This window comes from Schlesneria paludicola DSM 18645, from assembly GCF_000255655.1.
Taxonomy (GTDB): Bacteria; Planctomycetota; Planctomycetia; order Planctomycetales; family Planctomycetaceae; genus Schlesneria; species Schlesneria paludicola.
Genome location: NZ_JH636435.1, coordinates 1207053 through 1229035, shown reverse-complemented (window position 1 = coordinate 1229035; position 21983 = coordinate 1207053). Strand labels below are relative to the sequence as shown.

General features: G+C 54.6%; 17 protein-coding genes. 7 read left to right on the top strand and 10 right to left on the bottom strand.

What is annotated here, in order from left to right; all coding sequences use genetic code 11:
- Positions 1-211: 211 nt before the first annotated feature.
- The 4 genes from OSO_RS0122585 to OSO_RS0122560 all read right to left on the bottom strand — a co-directional run bounded on the left by OSO_RS0122585 (position 212) and on the right by OSO_RS0122560 (position 4648).
- Positions 212-874 carry a DotU family type IV/VI secretion system protein gene (locus tag OSO_RS0122585; protein ID WP_010585374.1) on the bottom strand — a complete coding sequence of 221 codons (663 nt, stop codon included), beginning with the start codon at positions 872-874 and terminating at the stop codon, positions 212-214.
- A gap of 105 nt (positions 875-979) precedes the next feature.
- A complete protein-coding gene (gene tssK / locus OSO_RS0122575; RefSeq protein WP_010585373.1) occupies positions 980-2395 on the bottom strand; it encodes a type VI secretion system baseplate subunit TssK in 1416 nt (471 codons plus the stop codon).
- A 335-nt stretch (positions 2396-2730) separates the two neighbouring features.
- Entirely contained in the window at positions 2731-3633 is a 903-nt protein-coding gene (locus tag OSO_RS0122565) for an alpha/beta hydrolase (protein WP_040593060.1), read from the bottom strand.
- 70 nt (positions 3634-3703) lie between these two features.
- Positions 3704-4648, bottom strand: a complete 945-nt coding sequence (locus OSO_RS0122560) for a PIG-L deacetylase family protein (protein ID WP_010585371.1) — start codon at positions 4646-4648, stop codon at positions 3704-3706.
- Positions 4649-5249: 601 nt separating this feature from the next.
- Here OSO_RS0122560 and OSO_RS50920 point away from each other — a divergent pair.
- The 3 genes from OSO_RS50920 (at position 5250) to OSO_RS0122540 (ending at position 7485) form a co-directional block, all read left to right on the top strand.
- The gene (locus OSO_RS50920; RefSeq protein WP_029247344.1) at positions 5250-5582 is read left to right on the top strand and encodes a DUF1501 domain-containing protein; all 333 of its coding nucleotides are present in this window, start codon (positions 5250-5252) and stop codon (positions 5580-5582) included.
- Positions 5567-5935, top strand: coding sequence for a DUF1501 domain-containing protein (locus tag OSO_RS52680; protein WP_029247343.1), 369 nt, complete (start codon positions 5567-5569; stop codon positions 5933-5935). Before OSO_RS50920 ends, OSO_RS52680 begins: the two co-directional genes overlap by 16 nt.
- A 230-nt stretch (positions 5936-6165) precedes the next feature.
- Positions 6166-7485, top strand: a complete 1320-nt coding sequence (locus OSO_RS0122540) for a B12-binding domain-containing radical SAM protein (RefSeq protein WP_040593058.1) — start codon at positions 6166-6168, stop codon at positions 7483-7485.
- Between the two features lie 33 nt (positions 7486-7518).
- Here the strand turns inward: OSO_RS0122540 and OSO_RS0122535 are convergent, their stop codons facing one another.
- Positions 7519-9858 carry a vWA domain-containing protein gene (locus OSO_RS0122535; RefSeq protein ID WP_157605393.1) on the bottom strand — a complete coding sequence of 780 codons (2340 nt, stop codon included), beginning with the start codon at positions 9856-9858 and terminating at the stop codon, positions 7519-7521.
- A 516-nt stretch (positions 9859-10374) separates the two neighbouring features.
- On the opposite strand from OSO_RS0122535, the gene OSO_RS48420 reads away from it, so the two are divergent.
- Both OSO_RS48420 and OSO_RS0122515 read left to right on the top strand, forming a co-directional pair.
- The gene (locus OSO_RS48420; RefSeq protein WP_010585368.1) at positions 10375-11073 is read left to right on the top strand and encodes an NYN domain-containing protein; all 699 of its coding nucleotides are present in this window, start codon (positions 10375-10377) and stop codon (positions 11071-11073) included.
- Positions 11074-11194: 121 nt separating this feature from the next.
- Positions 11195-13096 (top strand): CocE/NonD family hydrolase, encoded by a 1902-nt coding sequence (locus tag OSO_RS0122515; protein WP_010585367.1) that lies wholly within the window; start codon positions 11195-11197, stop codon positions 13094-13096.
- Between the two features lie 695 nt (positions 13097-13791).
- Here OSO_RS0122515 and OSO_RS0122505 read toward each other — a convergent pair.
- A complete protein-coding gene (locus tag OSO_RS0122505) occupies positions 13792-14787 on the bottom strand; it encodes a formylglycine-generating enzyme family protein (protein WP_029247341.1) in 996 nt (331 codons plus the stop codon).
- 476 nt (positions 14788-15263) lie between these two features.
- Here OSO_RS0122505 and OSO_RS0122495 point away from each other — a divergent pair, with 476 nt between their 5' ends.
- Positions 15264-15902 (top strand): DUF6655 family protein, encoded by a 639-nt coding sequence (locus OSO_RS0122495; RefSeq protein ID WP_157605392.1) that lies wholly within the window; start codon positions 15264-15266, stop codon positions 15900-15902.
- Positions 15903-15924: 22 nt separating this feature from the next.
- Here OSO_RS0122495 and OSO_RS51385 read toward each other — a convergent pair whose 3' ends face one another.
- Together OSO_RS51385 and OSO_RS51380 are read right to left on the bottom strand one after the other, a co-directional pair.
- Positions 15925-16545: a hypothetical protein gene (locus OSO_RS51385; protein WP_162130578.1), complete on the bottom strand. Its 621-nt coding sequence runs from the start codon at positions 16543-16545 to the stop codon at positions 15925-15927.
- A complete protein-coding gene (locus OSO_RS51380) occupies positions 16434-17144 on the bottom strand; it encodes a hypothetical protein (RefSeq protein WP_162130557.1) in 711 nt (236 codons plus the stop codon). Before OSO_RS51380 ends, OSO_RS51385 begins: the two co-directional genes overlap by 112 nt.
- A gap of 34 nt (positions 17145-17178) precedes the next feature.
- On the opposite strand from OSO_RS51380, the gene OSO_RS51375 reads away from it, so the two are divergent.
- The gene (locus tag OSO_RS51375; RefSeq protein ID WP_162130556.1) at positions 17179-17349 is read left to right on the top strand and encodes a hypothetical protein; all 171 of its coding nucleotides are present in this window, start codon (positions 17179-17181) and stop codon (positions 17347-17349) included.
- 828 nt (positions 17350-18177) lie between these two features.
- Here the strand turns inward: OSO_RS51375 and OSO_RS0122475 are convergent.
- Positions 18178-19791: a hypothetical protein gene (locus tag OSO_RS0122475; RefSeq protein ID WP_010585360.1), complete on the bottom strand. Its 1614-nt coding sequence runs from the start codon at positions 19789-19791 to the stop codon at positions 18178-18180.
- A gap of 210 nt (positions 19792-20001) precedes the next feature.
- Positions 20002-21804 (bottom strand): GxGYxYP domain-containing protein, encoded by a 1803-nt coding sequence (locus OSO_RS0122470; protein ID WP_010585359.1) that lies wholly within the window; start codon positions 21802-21804, stop codon positions 20002-20004.
- Positions 21805-21983 lie beyond the last annotated feature (179 nt).

The window sequence follows — 21983 nt, the reverse complement described above, 5'->3', positions numbered from 1 at the left end:
GAAATCCCGAACGGCATCATGGCTTGATAGGGTCGTACGATCGTGAAAATAATGTCGCCCGCTCGCGAAATCGTTGGGGGGATCGACGGCAGATCATGAGTTTCAGCCCTCCGCAGGGGGCTTCACATTTGAATCACCACATCGAGTGTTTCGATCTACCGAATCCACGCGTGACGGCCGCGAGTCGAATCGGTCGAAAGCATTTTTACCGCTATTGTTGTGACCGAAACTTCAAAAAGATCGCCAGCAACACCACGAATGCAACCACAACGACGAATAGGCATGCTGTCATCGTTTGCAGCCAGATTCCGCCTGTTAACGGCTCGACCCCGCCAGAAATTGGTTCACCTGCGAGTTCCGTCGATGTCGGTTTGCGGATCAATCGCGAGAATTCCGCGGCCCAGTTCTGACGGGCCTCCGCGGACGAGGCTGCCCCGCCGGGCATGGGCAAGTGCAGATGTTCGCGAAAGGCTTCGCCGATATCTCCTTCAAATCCCAACACCAGGCAGAGGTACCAGGTTTCGATCACGTCAGACGAGCTGACTCGAGCCCCGCGTTCGCCGTATTCGTAGAAACGCCAAGCGCGATTCTTCTCACCAAAGTAATCGAACTCGAGCGTCATGCTTTTCCATTCGGCATCGGCGATTGTCAGAACTTCATCGATCCAGTAGATCAATGCGCGCCGGATAAGCTCAAAATCTTCCAGTCGTTGTCCCGGACGGTTGCTGGCCATCGCCGTGAGCGCGTCGAGATCCATGCGAATCAGTGTTTTTTCTTCGACCAGGTCTGGTCGCTCGTGCCGCTCGATTCGATCCACCAGATCAAGGACGGCATCGAAGATGCGATTGACGGGTTGCGCGAATTCAGGGGTCATGACTCAGCCTGTTGATGAACTCGGGCGAGCCATGGCTCGTTGGTTCGTGGGGAAGAATACCGTCGCGAAGTCCTTGGCCCTTATTGTCGCGGTGATCAACTGCGATCACGGCGACTGTGGTTTGGCGTAGAGCGCGAACGACAGCGCGACCAGACTTCCCTGATCCGTTCGAATCTGGACGGTCTGTTCGCCATCAATGTCACCCATCACCTGGCGTTCATTGAACCGAATGGCCAGATTGAGCGTCCGTTCAACAGCCTGCCACGCTTCCGAACCACGGTCGAGTTTCCAGTAGGTCCAGCCGGTCCCTGGAAAATCTCGTGGTGCTGCGGCTTCGGGCCGGGCTTTGACACCTCCGCGGCCGCCACGATAGATGTTTTCCACGAGGTCGCTGCTTCCCAGCTTGAGGTCCAGGCGATCGGTCAGCAGTTTATCGACGTCATTAAACGACAGCTTGGATTCAACACCCATGTAGAACGTCCAGCCGGGGGAGAGCCATTCGCGTTCGAGTCGGACCTGCATTTGCAGCCCCGCCCCGACAAATGGCCGTTTGACGTAGGCTTGGGCTGGCGCACCGCCGTCCAGATCCAATAGCTTGCGGATTGCGCGGAAGCAATTTCCCAGATCATCGTGGTCATAGACGGGAACGTTCGGCATCCGGCGATCGGGTAGAAAAATCGAAATCTGTCCGACTGTCCGGCACATTTCCAGATAGGCCGTCAGCGGATGAATGCCGCGGACGGCCGGCAGATTCTGTAGGTAGCCGAGTGCAACGTTCAACGAATGCAGCTTGAAGATCCGCTCAAGGTCCTCACGATGCCCGCTCTCAAACGCGACGCCTCGATCAAGCATCTGACGAGCCAGAATGTCTGCGAGACTACTCAGTTGATCCGCCGCGTTTCCGATGATCCGTTCCTGCAAATACGTCCACGCGTCGCAGGCCAAGAGAGGGGGAATGTAATCAGGGTCGATTTCGGGCGGTGCTTCAGCGGTTGATCCCAATCGCAACCGCATCAACGGGAGTGTTTCGTATCCAGATAGCTCTTCGTCGCCCAGCAGGATTTTGGCGTTCAGCCACCGGACGTCTGTGACGACTGGATTGCCCGCCTGGTTTTCGTCTTCGACATCTTGGGATTCGACCGTGTAGCGCGTGATGACGTCAGCAGAGGGGGCGTCTGCGTTTCGACGTCCCAATTGCAGCCGGGGAACGGCGACGTGCACCATTAAACGTTCTTGCGAATTGCGAAACGCGGTGCGAGGAATTTCTAACGGGGCGAGAATCGAATCTTCGGGGAATCGAAGAAACGTGTGATCACGGAGGCGAATATGCAGTGTGCTGAGTGAGACGCGCCAGTTCGACAACGCGTCGTGATCGATTTCGATCTTCCGAATTCCGTATGCGTATCCCACATGCCACTGCTGAGCCAGCGCCATTTCCTCACGCAGCCGCCGTTCGGCAAGCTGAAAGTGATGCGGGCTGATGAACAGCCCTTCGGACCAGTGGACGGCATGATTTGTCATAGTGATGGACGAAAGAATCCCAAAGGTTCAAATGCGACTTCGAGTTACGATGTCACTGTTCACGAATGGATGGTCATCATTCTGTTAGTGTTTTGCAAGCGATGTTCGCCGTCGCAGTCGAACGTCCATTGATGGGGGCGTGTTACTCCGAGCGGCGTGCCTGTTTCTGAGTCGTATCCCTGCGATGCTTGGGCCAGGACATTACCGAGATCGGAACCGCTCGTCGTGAGATGTCGGTTCAGCGAGTTACAACGGGACTTTCCCATTGATTCTGACGTGACGCCAGACCCTCAGTGGCGGGGTCGTCCAAAGCGGCGAAATACCGATGGGTGCCGTCATTTTGCCAGCAGTTTGGCGATCAAGAACTCCGTGGCATTGGCGTATTGATCCGACTTGGAATATCCGGGGATCAAGAGATGGCATTCATGTCCAACCGTATCGGATTTCTCCTTCATCTTAACTCCATAGACGGGATGGTGAATTCCATGTCCGGCGTCCTTGGATGGTAGAGTCATGTCGTCCCGATAGGTCATAAACAACGGGGGATCTTGTCCATCAACATGGTTATAGGGCGAGAATTCGAAATAAAGAGCTCGGTGCTTGTCATAGTTCTCAAGTGCCTTTTCAATCGAAGTCTCGCCGACGGCGAAGTTGATCATTCGGTGTTTCAAGACATTCGGCCCCAGCCAATCTTCGATAACTTTTGGATCGATCGATACCTGGCCGACACCGGCGGCCGCGGCGCAGACTCGAGTGGATTCTCGCAAGACAGGATCAGTGGCCTTCGGATCCGCGAGATCATCATGTAGCAGCAGCCACATTGATGTACATGCGCCGGCGCTTCCCCCGCTGACGGCGATATGTTTTGAATCGATGTTCCATTCGGCGGCCTTTGAACGAAGAAACTGAATCGCGCGTGCCGCATCATGGACCGGAGCGGGCAACGGATTGGCGGGAGTCAAGCGGTAGTTGATCGAGGCGCACGAGATGCCTTGTTTCAAATACGGCGCGTATTGGGATGTCTTTTGTTTCTTGTCACCACCGACCCATCCTCCGCCGTGAATGTGGATAAATAATGGTCGCGGCCCCTCGCCTTCCGCCTGCCAGAAGTCGAGCACGTTTCGCTCGAAAGGGCCATAGGCGACATCCGCGTGAGTCGGGGGCAACTCGGGGACCTCGTCCTGGGCATACACGAAGCCGGCCGTCAACGAGAACACAAGTGTGAGCGCGAGTTTCATGGTGTGCTCCTTCAATGTGGTATTCAGCTGCAAGAATGTTTTGAATGCCAATTGGCCCCTGGACCAGTTTTCATTCTCGTTCGAAAAATGGAAACAGTTGTTTCAATTCCATCGGGGTTGGCTTGCGTCCGTACTCGCAAAGTTCGAAGGCTTCGGTGTACAGGATCTTTTTTCCTTTCTCGTCGCCGTAAAGCTCGGTCAGTAGGCTGCGGAACCGGTCGGACTCGCGTGAATGACGATCATGCCAGCGTTGTTTCAGCCAGGCTTTGCGTCCAGCGACATCGGCGGCCGGAGGAACTGTCCGCACGAATTCTTCACTGCCGCTCGCCCCGCCCTCGTAGACCTGAGACTCCAGTTCATGAATCGCATCGATCTTGAGATCAAAGACATCATCAATTGAGACTGCGATATCGGGCCGGAATGGATATGGCTTTTGAAACGAGTCGCTCGAGTAAAGAAAGACCGGATTTTTTTTGAGTGGCGGCGTATCAGGGCAGAAGAACGGAACGGTGACCATAAAGGCCGCGTCTTGAACGAGGATGCCGACGTAACGGTGATCCGGGTGATAGTCCCAAGGGCGATGAGCAATCACGATATCGGCTTTCCATTCGCGAATGATCTTCGTGATCAATCGCCGATTTGCGAGTGTTGGTTCAAGCTCTCCATCGTGCAGATCGAGTACCTGCGACGTCACCCCCAGCTTTGAGGCGACCGCGGCCGCCTCGGCGGTCCGCCGCTGCGCCAAAGGGCCGCCCGCTATCTGCCAGTGTCCAATGTCTCCGTTCGTGACGGAGCAGAGCTTCACCTGATGTCCGAGTTTTGCCCATTTGGCCGCCGTTCCTCCGGCCTTGAATTCGGCGTCATCGGGATGTGCTCCAAACACGACAATTCTCAGCTTGCCGTCTTCCGATTGGACAGGCTCTGCCGCCGCAGTGTCCGACGCCTGTCCTGCGACGAGGCAGAGCAGCAGGCACGCGAAACTGGCATGAATGGACCAAGGGCGAAGCTCGACCATGCTATGTTCTCCAAAGGAATCCATCGAGAGGTCGCCAGCATAACGCGTGACTTGATACGGAACGAGTGTCTGGAGCCACGCCGAACAATATTGGGAGAAGCAGGAATCAATGTGGAATTCCCGCCCAAGTGGTTCCGCAATGACAGACGCGCGAATTTTGACAATCACTCGTTCTCGGTGTTGTGAGCGAGGAAACGGACTTGATCAGAATTCGCTGACGATCTCACCGCCGTTGCGGCAACGCAAGGCGCGATGGGTTGTGATTTCGATCCCATCGGCGAGGAAGCGGACAGATCCATCGCCCAGCAGTATTGATGGCTACCATAGATTTCATCCCGAGATGGACGCGTTGAAAGCTGTCTGGGACCAAGGTGATCGGGCGATCGTACAGAACGTTGGGTATCCGAATCCCGATCTGTTACACTTTCGTTCGACGGAGATTTGGGAAACTGGGGCCGGCGCGCATTAGAAACTGACGCGCGGCTGGATTAGACGGTATTTCGACCACGAGTGTCGTGGCGATTCCTCCCCGCTGCTGGGGCTTTAGTTGGTCGAGCGAATGGCTCAGACGTTTGCGGGTGAGAGACCCCGTTGCGTCACGATGTCAAATCCTGAACTGTTTCAATTTCACAGTGGACCGGATGGGATGGCGGACCTGGCTCAAATTCACGAGCACAACCCGGGCGAGAACTCCGCATTGGATTTCTTGCAACGTACGGGGAATGACGTACTGGCCGCATCGATGCAGATTGCCGAAGCGGTGAAGACACAAAAGACGAGTGTCGACTACTTGCCTTTCCATTTCCCTCAATCGTTGAAACTTGTCGCTCAAATGATTGCCGCGGAAGTACCGACTCGTGTTTACTACGTGGCGCTGGGCTTCGATCATCACGCGACGCAGAGGGTGAGACTGCGGCGTTGCTGCAGGAACTGAGTGAAGGGCTCGCGAGTTTTCTTCAGGATCTGAAACAGATGGGGCAATTGCACCGAACGATGGTCATGACATTTTCAGAGTTTGGCCGGCGCGTGGCGGAAAATCAGAGCGAAGGGACCGACCATGGGACGGGGAGCCTGATGTTTCTGGCGGGCGGTCGCGTCAAATCGGGATTGCACGGCAGCCGGCCTGACCTGTCGTGGTTGGATTCCGTTGGTGATGTTGTTCACTCCGTCGATTTTCGTTCCGTCTATGCCAGTGTTCTCCAACGTTGGCTGAAGGCAGATTCACGGACTGTTTTCGTCGGAGTTCCAGCCGTTCGAAGGACTGATTGGTTGGTCCGAAGTCTTTGAGGTGATTGATTGATCAGAATTGTTGGCGTTCGATGCCCCTTCCCCCTTTCAAGTTCCGGACCGCCTCACAGGTGGTTACCGATGCGCCGTTTGAATGAGCCGGCGGTCAGAAAGAAATACGGCTTGCCGTGATCGATGCGGCGCAGAGAAAATGCGCATCGGTTGTCGCCTGGGGCGGACTCCGACCTCGCGGGAACGTGATTAGTGCCGAATGGGGGAAGGGCAAATTCATGAAGATCGGGCTCATCGCAATGAGCGGAGTACGGGCCTGGGACCCTGAATTGCTTGAGCTCGGCTTGAGTATGCCTGGCTTCGTCGAACGCAAAACGGTCATTGCTCAATTGCCGAGTCTCGGGTTGCTCACTTTGGCGGGGCTCACTCCACGGCACGACGACGTCTCGTATCACGAGTTGTTCGACATCGCGCAAGATCCCTTGCCAAATGACGACTTTGACCTGATCGCGATTTCCAGCTTCACCGCTCAGATTGAAGATGCCTATCAGGTGGCGGATGGGTATCGCGCCAGACATGTGCCAGTGGTTCTTGGCGGACTCCATGTCAGCTCACTTCCAGAAGAAGCTCTGCTTCATGCTGATGCGATCGTGATTGGTGAGGCAGAAGAAGTGTGGCCAATCATTGTCGAAGACGCACGCCGCGGGGAACTCAAGCGAGTTTATCGTCCCTCTCGTCCTTGGCGACTGGTCGATTCGCCGATCCCAAGATTCGACCTGCTTGATCCGGAAAAGTACAACCGAATTACGGTTCAGACCTCACGCGGTTGTCCCTGGAAGTGTGACTTTTGTGCCAGTTCGATTCTGATTGCCCCTCACTATCAGGTGAAGCCGGTGTCGCGCGTGGTGGAGGAGATTCGCCGGATCAAATCGATCTGGCCTCGCCCGTTTATTGAGTTTGCGGACGACAACACGTTCGTCAACAAGAAGCACTCGAAGTTGCTGATGCGTGCATTGATTCCGGAACGCATTCGATTCTTTACTGAAACTGATCTCAGCTTTGCCGACGATCCCGATCTGATTGCACTGGCACGCGATGCTGGATGCAGGCAAGTCTTGATCGGGTTCGAGAGCCCCACCTTGCTTGGGCTGGACGGAATGGAACTGCATTGCAACTGGAAGCTCAAGCAGCAGGAACGATCCCTCGCCGCGATTGAACGAATTCAGTCGGCGGGGATCACGGTCAATGGCTGCTTTATTCTGGGGCTTGATGGACAGACGCCGGAAGTCTTTGGGCAGATTCTCGAGTTCGTCAAGCAGTCGGGACTGTATGACGTGCAAGTCACGTTACAGACACCCTTCCCCGGCACACCGCTTTACGATCGACTGCGTCGCGAGGGCCGTCTCTTTGAAAATCGATACTGGGAGAAATGTACGCTGTTCGATTTGACGCATGAACCGCAGGGGATGTCGTCTGGCGAGTTGCGCGCTGGACTGATTTCGCTCAGTCAGGCGATTTATGACGAACGTGCGACTCACCAGCGCCACGATCGATTTTTTTCACAACTGCGAACGTCGAGTGCACTCGCGCAGCCTTGAATTGAAGTCCACCACTTCGGCTCGTGGAATAAATTACGTCAGCTTCCAGCGTTTTCGCAGTAACCATTCGGCCGACAGCAGTAGCGTCAGCAGAGTCAAGAATTCCCACCGGTTCCAAAGGGGGATCGGTTCATCGGTTTCCAGTGGAACGGGTGTCCCACGTGGGATTTCATTGGCGAGCTGATCGACGTCATCCAGCGTATACAGTCGGCCATGTGACGTTGTCGCGGCGATTTGTAGATCGGACCTGTCCATTCCGCGCCGTAGTAGCTCGCGCTGCGGGATTTCCACGCGAAAATCCACCGAAGGTGGGGCTTCGTTGAAGGCGGGCTGAGAGACCCAGCCATGGTATGTGCCTTCGGGCAAGCGGGCCATCTGCCCCTCGAATGATGTTGGGAGTTCGCGCAAACGAGACAACTTGATGGTTTGTCGGCCTTCTCCCTTTCGTTCAACGGTGACCGCGACACCATCGGCGTCCGTTGGAATAAAGCGTTCGTCAACGAACTTGACGCGGAAGGTCGTTGGCTGTCCACGTTGATAGACCAACTGATCGACCGTCAATTCTGCGGTGCGATCCTTGCCAATCAGGCGGCTGCGACTCAGGTAACGGATTGCTTGAATCCAGTACCGTCCGTGATACAGATCGCCTGTGCGAAATCGCCAACGCCAGGTTTCGTCCGTGGCATGAAATAAAACTTTTCCCGCCCCGGCTTGTTGCATCAGGATAACTGGCAAGCGGCCGTTGGCACCATTTTTTGTGGGATGTTCGGCGAAGACGCGGGCACTTGGCTTCAGTTTGGAAATCTCCACGAGCCAGGTGAAGTTGGGAAGAGAGGTCCAAATCTGCTGGCTGTCTGCCTCGCTGTTCCCCAACCGGAACAGACTGTTTCCTTTTTGACCCTCAAGCGTCAGCACCGGATGAAAATTTTCGGTTGTGACGTCACCCGGCATCCGAATACTCGACAGCTCGAACGGCAACAGGCTTTCCAGTGGCGTTCCTGCGAAGGTGACAGGATTGAACTGAGGTCCAGCGATAAAGATCACGCTGCCTCCCTTTTCGCGGACAAATTCACGGACGTTTTCGAGTGCTGCGTTGCTGAGCTGCGCGGGAGCGAGGTCGCCCAGAATCAAAACGTCCAGTCGAGCAAGATCCTCTTTCTTGACGGGGAAATGCGAAATGGCCGTGCGATCTTCCTGAGAGTACTCCAGGTCGGCGTCCTGCAGCAGCGTGCTGACCTCGATCGATTTATCTCGTTCCAGCAGTTGTTTGAGAAAGCGGAATTCATAGCGCGGGGCACTGTCGACCAGCAGGACTCGGATTTTTTCTTCGCGAACGCTGACATGCCGAGTTTCTGCGTTGTTCAGTGGATTCGTTTCGTCGGCGTTGCCTCGAACTTCCAAGACGTAGTCGAATTCGCCAGCAATCTCGGAGGCATACGACAGCTCGACATCGACTGTCTGGCCATCGGCGGGGGCGGTAATGTCCTGCGTGATCAAGACGTCACGTTCGCCTTCTTTCCGCAGCTCTAGCGAGATCTTTTTTCCTGAGAAGCCAAAACTGCGCAGTTTGGCCTTAAACAACATTGGGTCACCGACGAACGCAACTTCATCGACGAGAGTGTCGTAGAGATTCAGATCTTTGGCGGACGAATCGCTGCCAATTCCGATCAAGTGCAGTTGAACGCCCTTCCGGCGTACTGTCTCGGCGATTGTTGATAACTTGTCGGTGTCTGAAACTGTTGCCACTCCGTCGGTCAACAGGACGATGGCAGCCGGTGCGGCACCGCGAAGGTCGCCGAGTACTTTTTTCGTTGCCGGCGATGGTCGGGTTTGGTCGCCATCTGGTTGAAGTTGCTGAATTTCCTTCAAAATTGCCGAAAATTGATCCTTCGCGGATGTAACGGCTTCCGCAGCGCGATCCTGGCCGAGATCGCCGGACTCAAGTGCGCTGGCGGTTTCGTCGAAATGGTAAATGCGGATCTGGTGCCGGCGCTGTAGTTCCTCGAGTAATTGTCCATGATTTCGCGTCAAAAGATGTTGCGCGATCGTGAGACGATTGACCTGTCCACCCGTTTCGCGAGCCACGTCGTCGACAAGCCGCGCAGCTTTAGAGTTTGGGGGATACTGGTCCTGAAGTGACATGCTGGCCGAGGTATCGATCATGACGGCCACAATCGGAAGCCCCGTCCGTTCGATCGTTAAGCTCAGCTCCGTCATGAGTCCCAGGATCAGCCCCACTACAGCCAGTCGTAGGCCGGTCAGGATCATGCGGTTGTTCGAACGGAGTTGTGACCCGTCCCGCCGGTAAATGGCAATGACGAACAACAAAATTGCGATCGAAATCACCAGAACCAACCAATGAGGTTCAGGCAAATGCCAATCGAACCGCCACGCTGTGCCCTCCCCTGGCCCGGGCAGTCTCAAGCCAAGATACCACGCCAAAAATCGCTGCAACGTTTCCATGAATTCCAATGTCAGTTGGAGGCGTGTCAGGCTCGATCAGGCGGTGTCCTTGATGCGGAATCGCCATCGACTGAAGTCTAATGACACGGTCCGCGTGACTCGACAGTTCGAGTGAACGGAGTTTCCCATTTCTTGTAACCGTTCAGCGTGGCTCTCACAACGACCGCGACCGCGCGATTGGTCCCGTTCTGCGATTCCGGATCAAAAGTCCTTTCGATCGTCATGTTTCCAGACGAAGTTGTCAGAAAGTGGAGTCATTGTCCGTGTTCTGGGACAATGTTGTCCGGACGAGTCGTTTTCACCGGACCTGGATGACCACACTCGATATGATTGTCAATCGAATTGTCGTAAACAGAATGGTCGGAAAGCGGCTCTGGTGGTCGAGAAACTTGACTGGCATGAGGTGCTGCCGTTGGTGTCATTGTCATGTCCGCGTCGTTTCTCATTGTTGATGGCTACAATCTCATGCATGCTGCGGGGCTCGCGCGGGAGAAATATGGCCCCGGTGATCTGGCCCGAAAGCGCACGGAACTGTTGTTCAAGCTCGCACAGCGATTGACGAGCGAGGAAAAACAGCGTTGTACCGTCGTGTTCGATGCGATTGATGCACCGCCGAATCTTCCGCGTCGATCGAAACATGCCGAAATCACGGTCCTGTTTGCGCAACCGGGGCAGGAAGCAGATGAGGTCATTGAAACGTTGATTCAGAAGCACTCGGCTTCGCGGCGGTTGACCGTTGTGTCGAGCGATCATCGTCTGCAAACGGCCATTCGTCGTCGTCGTGGGATTCCCCTCGACAGTGAACTCTTCTTGAAGCGTCTGGAGGCATCGTATCGCGAAATGAACGCACCTATTCCCGCCGGTCAACCCTCGAAGCGACCTGAATCAGAATTGGAGTTCTGGTTGCAGGAATTCAACGCGATTCAGCCCGAACAACTTCGCAAGGAAATTGACGAGTCCGCTGGTTTGAGAAAGAGCGACTGGCAACAGGGGATTGAGCAACTCGAAGAACGTATCAAAAATCCAGATGATTTAGAGGCATGGCTCAATGAACCCGATCAGCATCGTGTTATGACGGCGTCCGAGAATCGCCCAACCAAGGGGCGCCGGCCAAAGCCGTCCTGAGCTCTGCATTGTCCTGAGTGAAACGGAATCGATTGCCTCTTCACGTCCCGTCGGAATGTTGTACGCCTTGGTGTCTGGCCGATTTCGAAACCCATCATGTTCATAGGAAGTCCTCTCTGAGATGCACGAACGCTTACGACATTCATCACAACTGAATTTGGCCGTCGTCGTGATTTCTGCCGTCTGGTGGGGACTTTTTAGCCAGGCGGCATCGGCGCAGGGGATTGAGTTCGTCAAAGCAAACTATACGAAGTCCGAATTTCGGATCCCGATGCGTGACGGCAAACAGCTATTCACGGCGGTCTACGCGCCCAAGGATCAATCAAAGACCTATCCCATTCTTTTGACGCGAACGCCTTACGGCATCAAGCCCTATGGTGTCGACCAATACCGTGGCGACCTGGGGCCTTCAGCCCTATTTGGAAAGTCGGGGTATCTCTTCGTCTATCAAGATGTCCGTGGACGGTTCCTCTCGGAAGGGGATTTCGTGAATGTACGGCCTCAGCGTGACCAACAGCGGGAAACGCGGGATACCGATGAAAGCACGGATACCTGGGATACAATCGAGTGGCTGATGAAGCACTGTCCTGGACACAATGGCAAAGTCGGCATGACAGGTGTTTCATATCCCGGATTCTATACCAATGCCGGTATGATCGATGCGCATCCTGCGCTTGTTGCCTGTTCTCCGCAGGCACCCGTCGTGGACTGGTTCATCGGTGACGACTGGCATCACAACGGCGCATTTCATCTGGCGGAAGCGGTCGGATTCATCAATTCCGTTGGACTGCCGCGCGGGGAACCGACCACGAAGTCTCCACCCAAATTCGACCCAGAAACCCCCGACGGATACGAGTTTTTGCTTGCGCTTGGAACGCTGACCAGGATTGGTGAGCGCTGCGAAAAAAGCCAGGTCCCGTATTGGAAAGAGCTGATGGCGCATGGCACGTATGACGGATACTGGAAGACGCGTGACTTGCGACCCCATCTGCGTGGAATTCGCCCCGCGGTGATGACGGTGGGCGGATGGTTTGATGCCGAGAATCTGTTTGGCGCTCTGGAGACGTATCGCCAGATTGAAGGTCATAGTCCAGAGGCCAAGAACATTCTGGTCATGGGACCCTGGAGCCACGGCGCATGGTCTCGCAGTGACGGGGATCAGTTGGGGGCCGTTTCATTCAACTCGAAAACGGGACAGTTCTTTCGCGAGCAGATCGAACTGCCATTTTTTGAGTACCACTTGAAGGGACAAGGAACGCTTGAGCATCCGGAAGCGTGGGTTTTCGAAACGGGAACCAATGTCTGGAAAAAATATGACACCTGGCCACCCAAATCGGCGGAGCCTCGAACGTTTTACCTGCATTCCAAGGGGCGAATCAGCGGCGACATGCCGACAGAGAACGAATCGAAATTGGCATTTGATGAGTATCTCAGTAATCCGGCCAAGCCGGTTCCCTACACCGACAAGACAACGATGGGAATGACCGCGGACTACATGACGGCAGACCAGCGTCACGCCGCGCGGCGCCCTGATGTCCTGGTCTACCAATCAGACACGATTGAACGTGATACCGTCTTGTCGGGGCCGGTCGAAGTCGAGTTCTATGTCTCAACCACGGGAACAGACTCTGATTGGATCGTCAAACTGATTGACGTTTATCCGAACGACTATCCTGATCCCAAAGAGAATCCGACTGGGATACGAATGGGTGGCTATCAGCAGCTTATTCGAGGTGACATCCTGCGAGGAAAGTTTCGAAATGGATTCGACCGACCAGAACCGTTCACGCCAGGCAAGGCTGAACTCGTCAAATTCAAACTGGCGGACATTTGCCACGTGTTTCGACCGGGCCATCGTTTGATGATTCAGATTCAGAGCACGTGGTTCCCGCTATTTGATCGGAATCCGCAAACGTTTGTCGACATCTATGCAGCGTCGCCCGATGACTTTCAAGCCGCTGTACAGCGCGTTTACCGGTCATATTTGATGCCCTCATGCATCCGCGTATTGCAGCAACCCTGATGAGCGCGACAGACACGAGCGAGCGGTTGATCGCAAATCTTGCTCGTCGTGATGCCGATTGGCTTTGTGCTGATGCGGGTGGACATTTGTGTAGAGTTTCTTTGGGGTGACCGACTTCGAAGGGCCCTATTTGCCTGACCGATGGGCAAATGGTGAAAAATGACAACAAAGTTTCCATTTTCTGCGTCCGGTTTTGAGCATTTTTCACGCTCAATAGAGAAGGAGAACGTGATTTATCTGTTCCGCTTCTTCATAGGCAGGGCCAACAGTCATGCAAGCGTTCGCTCACGTCATTGCACAGCAGCATCTAAATTCTTGGACAGTGTGGTTTAACGATGAACCACAGACTGTTTGCGACGGCCAGGACTTGGCGTTCGCAATCGCCGTTTTGATTGATTCGCATGGCTCCGATGAGTTGGAGTGGAAGCAAATCGTCCAACTGGAGAAGCGTACATGTGACGGGCATGCAGAGTTCCTGATTCCGTATCAAGAACGCTTGCACCATTTATACCGGTTCTCGTTGAACTGACTTGCGCTTTTGTGCAGGTTGATTCGACAGATGAGCGGCGGTCAGGACTGAATGGTCGCAACCGTATCGACCTACGTGGCTGGCCGTCTCGAAAAAATGTCGCTGAGAATTTCGCGCCCGGCTGAGACGCCTTCCCGCGTTGCAATCCGCTGTCGTCGGCATTGATTTAACGCTCGCGAACAACGCGGAACCCGGTATTTGAACCGCGAGATGAAGCCGGCGCGCCAGCGCGAATGGCGCTCCGCAGCGACATCAGTTGGTTCTCGTAACTTCCACCGCGAAGGACTCGAGACTCGCCGTTTCCTGGCCCCTTGGGGTCATCGATTGGTGAGTCTTTGTAGTAATCCTTGTCGAAGAAGTCGGAACACCACTCCCAGACATTTCCGTGCATGTCATACAGCCCAAATGAGTTCGGCGCAAACTTGCCGACCGGGGATGTCCAGACATAGTTGTCTGACTTCGACAAAAAATGCCCGCCGAACTTCCGTTGATCGAGCCGCGGAAATAACTTCGCTCGGCGGGTGGCATCATTGGAGTTGGCGAACCGAATCAGGTCCACAGGCTCGTCGCCAAATGAGAAACGCGTCTCGCTTCCCGCTCGGCAGGCATATTCCCACTCCGCTTCTGTTGGCAGGCGATACGAACGTCCTTCTTGTTGACTGAGCCATTCGCAGAACGCGACCGCGTCGTTCCACGAAACATAGATGACAGGATGGTCAGTGTCGTTCTTCCAACCGATCGGATTCCATGGCCGAAACTCTTGGGATTTAAGCAGTTCCCCTTCTGGATCGATTCCAAAGCTGGGTTGGCCATCACGTTCTGCTTCGATCTCATACTTCGTTGCGTCGCGAAACGTCATAAATTGGGCCAGTGTCACCTCGTACTGTCCCATGTCGAAGGCTTTGGTGATTCTCACTTTATGACGTGGCAGCTCGCCGTCCAGAAGCTTCGGCTGGCTATTGGGAAACTTCCTGAGAGTGACGATTCGTTCTTCTTCGGCACCCATCAGGAATTCGCCTGCGGGAATCTCGATCAACGATATTCCAATCGAGTTCTGGGTCGGCTCTCGCTTCGGAAGGGAATCATCCCCAACGCCCCGTATTGGGGCAGCCAGAGCCAAAAGGAGCATGGCGAAAAGTCCGTGTGAAACGCCAATCCGCATCGTGGAATCCTCGTTCGTGTTCGCCGTTCGTTCGCGTCCAGGTTGCCGTACTTCATCAGGATATCTCTCATTGGAATGATGTACAGTGGCCGAACCGAGGATGTGATTTCAATCGGCTCGAAAGAGCGGATTGTGAGCACTGATGCATGTGGTGACAGAACGAAGACGAATTCATGCCGCGAGGAGATTGTTCCAATCTCGACCTTTATCTGGCCCTTGTGCCAATTCTTAAATCGGTGTCGAGTTCGCGAAACGGCGGGAATCCAATAGCAGAGTTCGTCTTGTGACATCTCGTATTCTCCACTAAAAACTCGACCGACAATCTCCCTTCAAAAAATTCCTCTCCAATCAGATCTACACGTGTGTCGACATTGTCGACACACGTGGCGACCGCCATTTCAAGGTGTGGCATGACGTCATATCGAACTCTCGCTGTATCGATGGTCTTAATGGGGCTCTCGGTCGGATGTTCCTCCATGAAACGTTCCGATACGGCGCGGACCGGTCGTGAACAGTTACTAATTTCCAATGCCGTCGATCAGTCACTCTCGAAATGCGATTTTACAGCATTCAACGGGGCCAAGGTCTTCGTTGAAGAGAAATACCTGGAATCGATAGACAAGGGGTATATCGTCGGATCAATTCGACATCGCCTGATGCTGAATGGTGCATCGATTGTCGGGAAGCCCGAAGAAGCGGACGTCGTCTTTGAAATGAGAAGCGGCGGGATCGGTACCGACAACGCAGAATCGTATGTCGGCATTCCGGAGATTGTCTTGCCAGGAATGTTTTCTCTTCCCGAAGTCCGCTTCTGGCAGAAACAGAAGCAGTCGGCACTGGCGAAGATTGGAGTTGTGGCGTACGACCCCAAGAATCACGAAATCTTGGGAGCTGGCGGCGTTTCCGCCGCCATGTCCAACGACACCAACTTTTTCTTTATGGGAATGGGGCCGTATCAATCTGGAACAGCTAAGGACGAGCTTGAACGAACGACAATTCGCCAGGTGGGACAGCCAGCTCAGGAACTTCCCTCCATTGTCGCCTTCCGAGAACTCTCGACTCGAGCCGTACCTGATCGCGTTCAGCTCACGGGCGAAGCCCGTGAGCAGCAGTGAACGGCGATTTTCAGCAAAATGCTTACGCGTTTGAAACGGTTGCCGCATCCGCAGGGACATCGGAGTCGTTCACCTTCGCCTGAGGTTTTGAATCGTCAGGTTTTGGCTCTTGCGGCTTCACTTCTTCCTTCGGCTGTTTCTCGGCAGGTTTATCTGGACGAGATCCCCGTGGTGGCAGGTTTTTGAAATGCGTCTCCAATTCGTCTTTTGATACAACACCATCTTTGTTGGTGTCTGCGTTCGAGAGTCGATTCCAAAGGTGTTCTGGAACATCGTCTTTCGACAATGATCCCTTTTTGGCTTTGTCAAATCGTTCCAGCAGTCCTTCCGCCGAGGGAGGGCCGTGACGTCCTGGCCCTGGTTGGCCTGGACCAGCATGAGGGCGTCCATGATTGCTATGTCGATGTCTCTCTGGACGAGCATCCTTGTTCGCGTCGTCTGCACCGGGTTTGAAGCCGGAATGGATTGCTTTCGCAATCTCGTCGCGTGTCACTGACCCGTCATTGTTCTTATCCAACGCGGTATAGACCTTCAAGACTTCGTCTTTGGTAATCTTTCCGTCGTTGTTTGAGTCAATTCGACCAAATAGGGGCCCATGTGGTGGGAAGTGACCGTCAGGTCTTGAGAATCGACGATCGTCCACACGTCGCGCAAAGTGTCCACCGACCGGTCCAAAATGCCGACGCCCATGGAAATGCGGGTGGTGTCGATGATGGCCGTGACCACCGAATCCGTGCTCGTGCCGGGCGAAATGATGTCCCTCAAATCCACGATGGTGCCATGTGCGGTGGTGCCCACCATCTCGGAAGTGATGGTGGCGAGCAAATTGATGGTGGTGATGTCCGCGGTGTGAACCATGTCCATGATGTGCGAACCGGTGCCCCTCGTGTGAACCGTGGCGGTCGATGCGATGTCGATACCCATGCGATCCGTGCCGCCAGTTTCCGCCGTGACAGTCTCGCCCTTGTGCGAATTGGTGTCCATGTCGATGTCCAACACCATCGTGGCGGAATGAACGGTGTCCGTGGTGTCGATCGGATCGGTTCCAGTCACTTCGGCCGCGTTCCTCACCACTTCGATGTGACGCGATGCGAGGGCCATGTGGTCGACCAGAATCGGATCGGTGACGTCGCGAGACTTGTCGTTCACCGTCTCGTTGCGCCCCGCGCCGCTCATCACGACCTCGATCGCGCCGCGCGACGCCAGAACGTCGACGGTCGTCATCATCGCGACCGCGGCCACGCGATTCCCAAGCGGCCAATCGGATGTGGTCGTCGTGCATGTCGCGGCGTTCCGATGTGACGTCCGCGTCTCGGAATCGACGATCGCCGTGATCCCTGTCAGCGACGACATCGTCCTCGTCGTCAAAGTCACCGTTGTCGTGACGATCAACGCGATTGTGTCCCTGACGGGAACGCGTTCGGCCTTCGTCACGAGTTTGACGTGACGAAGCGGGTTCACGATCTTTTGCGGCATTGACGGCTGCCGAAATGCCGAGTCCACAAGCGAGTCCGCAGACCAGAGTGAGCACTTTAATTGGCATAGTTTCTTCCTTCGATAACACGGCGTTGGCGAAATGACGGAGGGGAAGCAACATCCCGTTGATTCCCGTCGAGGCTGCGGATCGACGATCGCGGTGAACCACCCTGCGCAAACGATCGAAGTCCGCTCGATCAATAAAATAGACCTCGAACCTGAATCACCCGTGAACGACCGACGTGAATTCGAGATGAACGATCCATGCGTGGATTTGCGAACCGTTTGCGTGAATGCGCAATTCGTGGTTTTCCTTGTTCCTAAACGCCTGATTTCGAAGTTGCCCTTTTTGCCTGTGATTGAAGAAATCCCCTCGTTACCAAGCTTGCAACGCTGCCTACACGACAGAAATGTGAACTTCGGTCCAAGGCCACTTTTCTGCGTGACTGAAGATCGAATCGCAAGAAGCGTTACCAAGTAGGTGCTTGGCAACGAGGACGTCTCAAATTGATCCAATCTCAAAACGGCGCAACGTCAATAACTCCTGTTTGGGAATGCTTCGCCGTACTTGGAGTGTGCAAGCAGCGGCTCGCCACGATTTCCCGTTTGGCAGAGACTGAGATCGCGTGAGGCGTTGCCAAGTGGGAGCTTGGCAATAAGGGAAGGTTGAAAGCCGGAGGTTTGGGAACGAGTGAACGCCGCCGTTATCGATCCATGATCGAGCCCCCGGAAAGGCTCTTCGCATCCTGTCGATAAAGCTGGGTCAGGCACCTCAGGTTGCCTGACGACAAGCTTCAGGTTAGATGCCAATGAGCCGTTTCAGATTTTCGATCGTCCTTTGAAGGACGGTGGGCGGCTTTATGGCGTTTGCGGGCGCTGGGGCCTTGAGCATATTGGGGGTTAACGCTGGCTTGCGGACCAGTTGAACACTCAGTTTGGTCAATTCCCCCGATCTCAATTCTGGCCGGATCGAACTGTGAAATGGAGGCGTCGCCTGGTCCTTCACGACCCAGTCGGGATGCGAGATCCACAACGCCTGATTGTCTGCACTTGGTAAATGATCAATTCGACACTTTCCGTTCGCGTCCGTTTTTCCGCCATAAGTCGGCCGTAAATCGTTCTCATCTTGGGCGGACATTATGAAGCGAAAAGCTTGCATCTGATCGTTGATTTGCTCCTTGAACGATGCGTATTGACGTGGATGGCGTGTTTCCGCTCGAGTCGAGTATCCAAACAGGGTCATTCCACCGACCCCGACCAGAATGTTGGGGTTGAGGTGTGCTTCAACCCCTTCCAGCGGGCGTCCGTTGGTGTCTGTTATGGTCACTTCGAATTGCGCACAGGCTTCCATAGGAATGGTATGCACGGCATCGCTTGGTTTGACGTCGATGAACTGAGGGAGCGATCCGCGGTGTGTTGAGGCCGCGTAATGGGGGATCGACGTAGGATCTGGGTTTTGACTGACATATCCATCGCACCAGGCATGCAATGTGATCGATGATGTGGGCGGTAGCGAATGTAGTTCGAACTCGCCCGTCTCGTTGACCGTGGTCCACGTTCGCCAGCAAGCGCATTCGTCGTGTCGCGTGGCGGTGGGCGAGACGAGATCCACGACAGTCACAACGACAAAGCCATTGGTCACGGGGGGCGGCGTATCCAGTTTTCCACGAAACCGCATTCCCGGGCGAACCACGACGTCAACGTCGACGATTTGGCCCGCGACCAGGTCAACATGGATGGGATCACTGAACTGAAGGTTGTCAGGATCCGTCTGGTCGATGATTCGCGCAACGTGGGGGCCGGGGGCATAGACGGGAGAAATCTTGGAATTTCCGTCGTCTTTCCAGGCAGTTGCGAAGTCTCCATTGGAGAGATGTGCGTAGACCGATCCCAGCGGTTCATTCGGGTTGGAACGATTCCCTTTGGCCCTGATTTGCCCACCTTGAATCAACTTCACCCGGTGCACAGGTTGGATTGCGTCCACATTCGCGATCGGACATTCAATCGACCACTTTGAACAGTACTGAGGATGTGACGCGTAGAGGATGACTCCTGAAGTCAAGGTACCACTCTGAAGCGTGACCCACTTAGGATACTGGAGATTGACGACTCCATCTTGGTCCGTCGCATAAATCGTTCTAGGACCATGCTCGTCCTCGCTCCATGAGTATCCGGTCATGGGATCTTGCAAAGCGCGCAGTCCATGCGGAACAATCAAAGCGTCTTGGATTCGGTTGCCCTGTTCATCAGTCACGACAACTTTGATTTCTCCGCCGTTTTCGAATGCCGGCGCGATGTATGACGCGCGCGACAGTTGCCGGAACCCCCAAAAGCCACCGATTCCGATCAAGCCAATGAGTGGCATCAGGACGCGAACGCGAAGAATCGAACGTCGGAATTGGGCCGCGTTCATGATGCGTAGTCCCTTCTACACCCCCACGGATTTTTGTTGCGGAACGCTGATGAGTCGCCGCCACCAATCATTCAAGGGATGGTGATAAGGCAATATGTCTCTTGTGTCAACAAGTTACCGCATGCCAGCTCGAGTGTCTCTTGGGCCGCGCTCAAAAAGGTGAGGATAGGGACAAATCCATATTCGTTGCCGAATTGGTGCTCAATCGGACTATTTGATTTCGCCAAACAGTCGTTTCGTCGTCTCGGGATCGTGCTTCATTCGCAGTCGCCAGACCAGTTCTTCGGGACCCACGACGGCGATGTTTTTCGGAAGACGCTGAACGCACCATGTGACTGGGGTGTAACCGCGAATACCGCCTTTTGATTCGGCATCGGCTTGCGGCATGTTCTCGCCATCGTCGTCTGTGTCCTTGATGGGGCGGAAATAGGACCAGGCATGTACGACCGCCCAGTCATAGCGTGGTTCGGTGTCACTCGCCGAGACGGACTCAACGATTTCGCGTGCAACTTTTGCTGGAGTCCCACTTCGAGGGCGATTGTTCGAGTGTTCCCAAATCGAATACCGAGCCGTGATCACCGGGATTTCGACCCCGTTTCGGTCTTTGACCCAATAGGTCTTTCCGGCACCGCCTTCGTACGGGGCATATTGAAAGACGAAGATCGCGAGCAGGTCCTCGGTTTGGCCCGCAAAAACTTCGTACGACTTGCGAGCGTCGGCCGATTCCGGGTGCCACACATTGAAGCCGACAATGCGCGTGTCGTTTCGGCGCATCAGCGCCCAGGTTTTCGCCGCGTGTTTTGCAAGCAATTCCCAGCGGTTCGGCGTCGCTTCACCAAACAAGTCGGGGTAATAATAGCCCCCTCCCCACTCGATGAAGTCATCGTTCCTGGTCCGCGTGGTGATCGCAAAGTCGGTGATTGTCGGAGCGAGTTGAGTGAGATGTGAAAAACAACATGACCAGCCGAAGGGGATTTGGCCGCGATCGGGACTGTTCCAATAGCTTTGATTTGACAGGAAAAAACTTGTCTCGGACCACTGAATATTGTCGCCATCGCTCATGACGAAACTCACCACGCTCCGTGTGTCGTTCCAGTCGATTTCTTGCGGGGCGAGATGAGGCACTTTCGGGGGAGTGGCATGCTCACTGCCTGCCATCAGAACTGGCAGGTTCATGCACCAGTCCGTGGCGGTCTGAAAATGACCGTGAATGCTCGAGAGTTTTGTGGTCTCGAACTCATCACCGCCGTTCCATCCCAGGATGGGGGACAATGGTTCCAGCCATGACATTGCTTTGGCGACCACGGCATCGTCTCCATAAACCGTCATTGCATTGTGGGCAATGGCCAGGTCACGGACGTTTGCCTTCTTGGGGTCCTGCGTGCACAGCATCTGCCGGCTGAATTGATCTTTGTACCGCTCGAAGCATTCTGACTGCGACATTTCGCGGGCATCGGCCAACTGTTTCAGTCCATAGGTTTCGGCCTGTGCCTGCAGTCGTTCTTCGATCAGGACTCCATTGAGCGCTCCTGCGAGGCTGGTCGCGACGTTCACGGACGAATTCATGTCCTTGGCATATTCAAAGTTCGGCCGTTCCGATTTATCAGCGGAATACAGGATATAGCCCTTAATCACATTCTTGCGGAAGAAGTGATCCACCAGCGCCCAGGGTTCAAATTCGGTATGTGTTTCCCATTCAGGATGTTCCTTGATCATCAGAGCATACCACTGTTCGATTTCAATGTTCGTTGTCGCGACCCAGACGAGTTGGTCGCTACGTCCTTCATTCACGGCCTTCGCGGCCAGGCCGGCAACAGATTGGACCAGCATGTCGTAAGCTCGATCGACCGACGGGAATTTCGATTGCTCGATTGTGCGTACGACGGACTTGGGAGCGGTTTGCGTGGCCCACCAACGCCCTTCTTGTGCGCTGAGTCCGCTCGAAATGCTGAGGGTGCTGACTGTAATTGTCAGTGCCAATCCGAAGTACGATTGGATTCGGTCATTCGTCATTGCTCTTGTCCTGACACGTATGCGATACAAAAATCGGGCAGCATTGCTAAGGCGGCTTCAAACCGAATTTGATACGTCGAAGAACTCGTTGCGAGCAGGCCAACGAACTGGCAAGGACAGAATGGCCTGGCCACGAGTACCTGAAATCAAAAAACGAAGGGAGTCGACGATGCAACGTC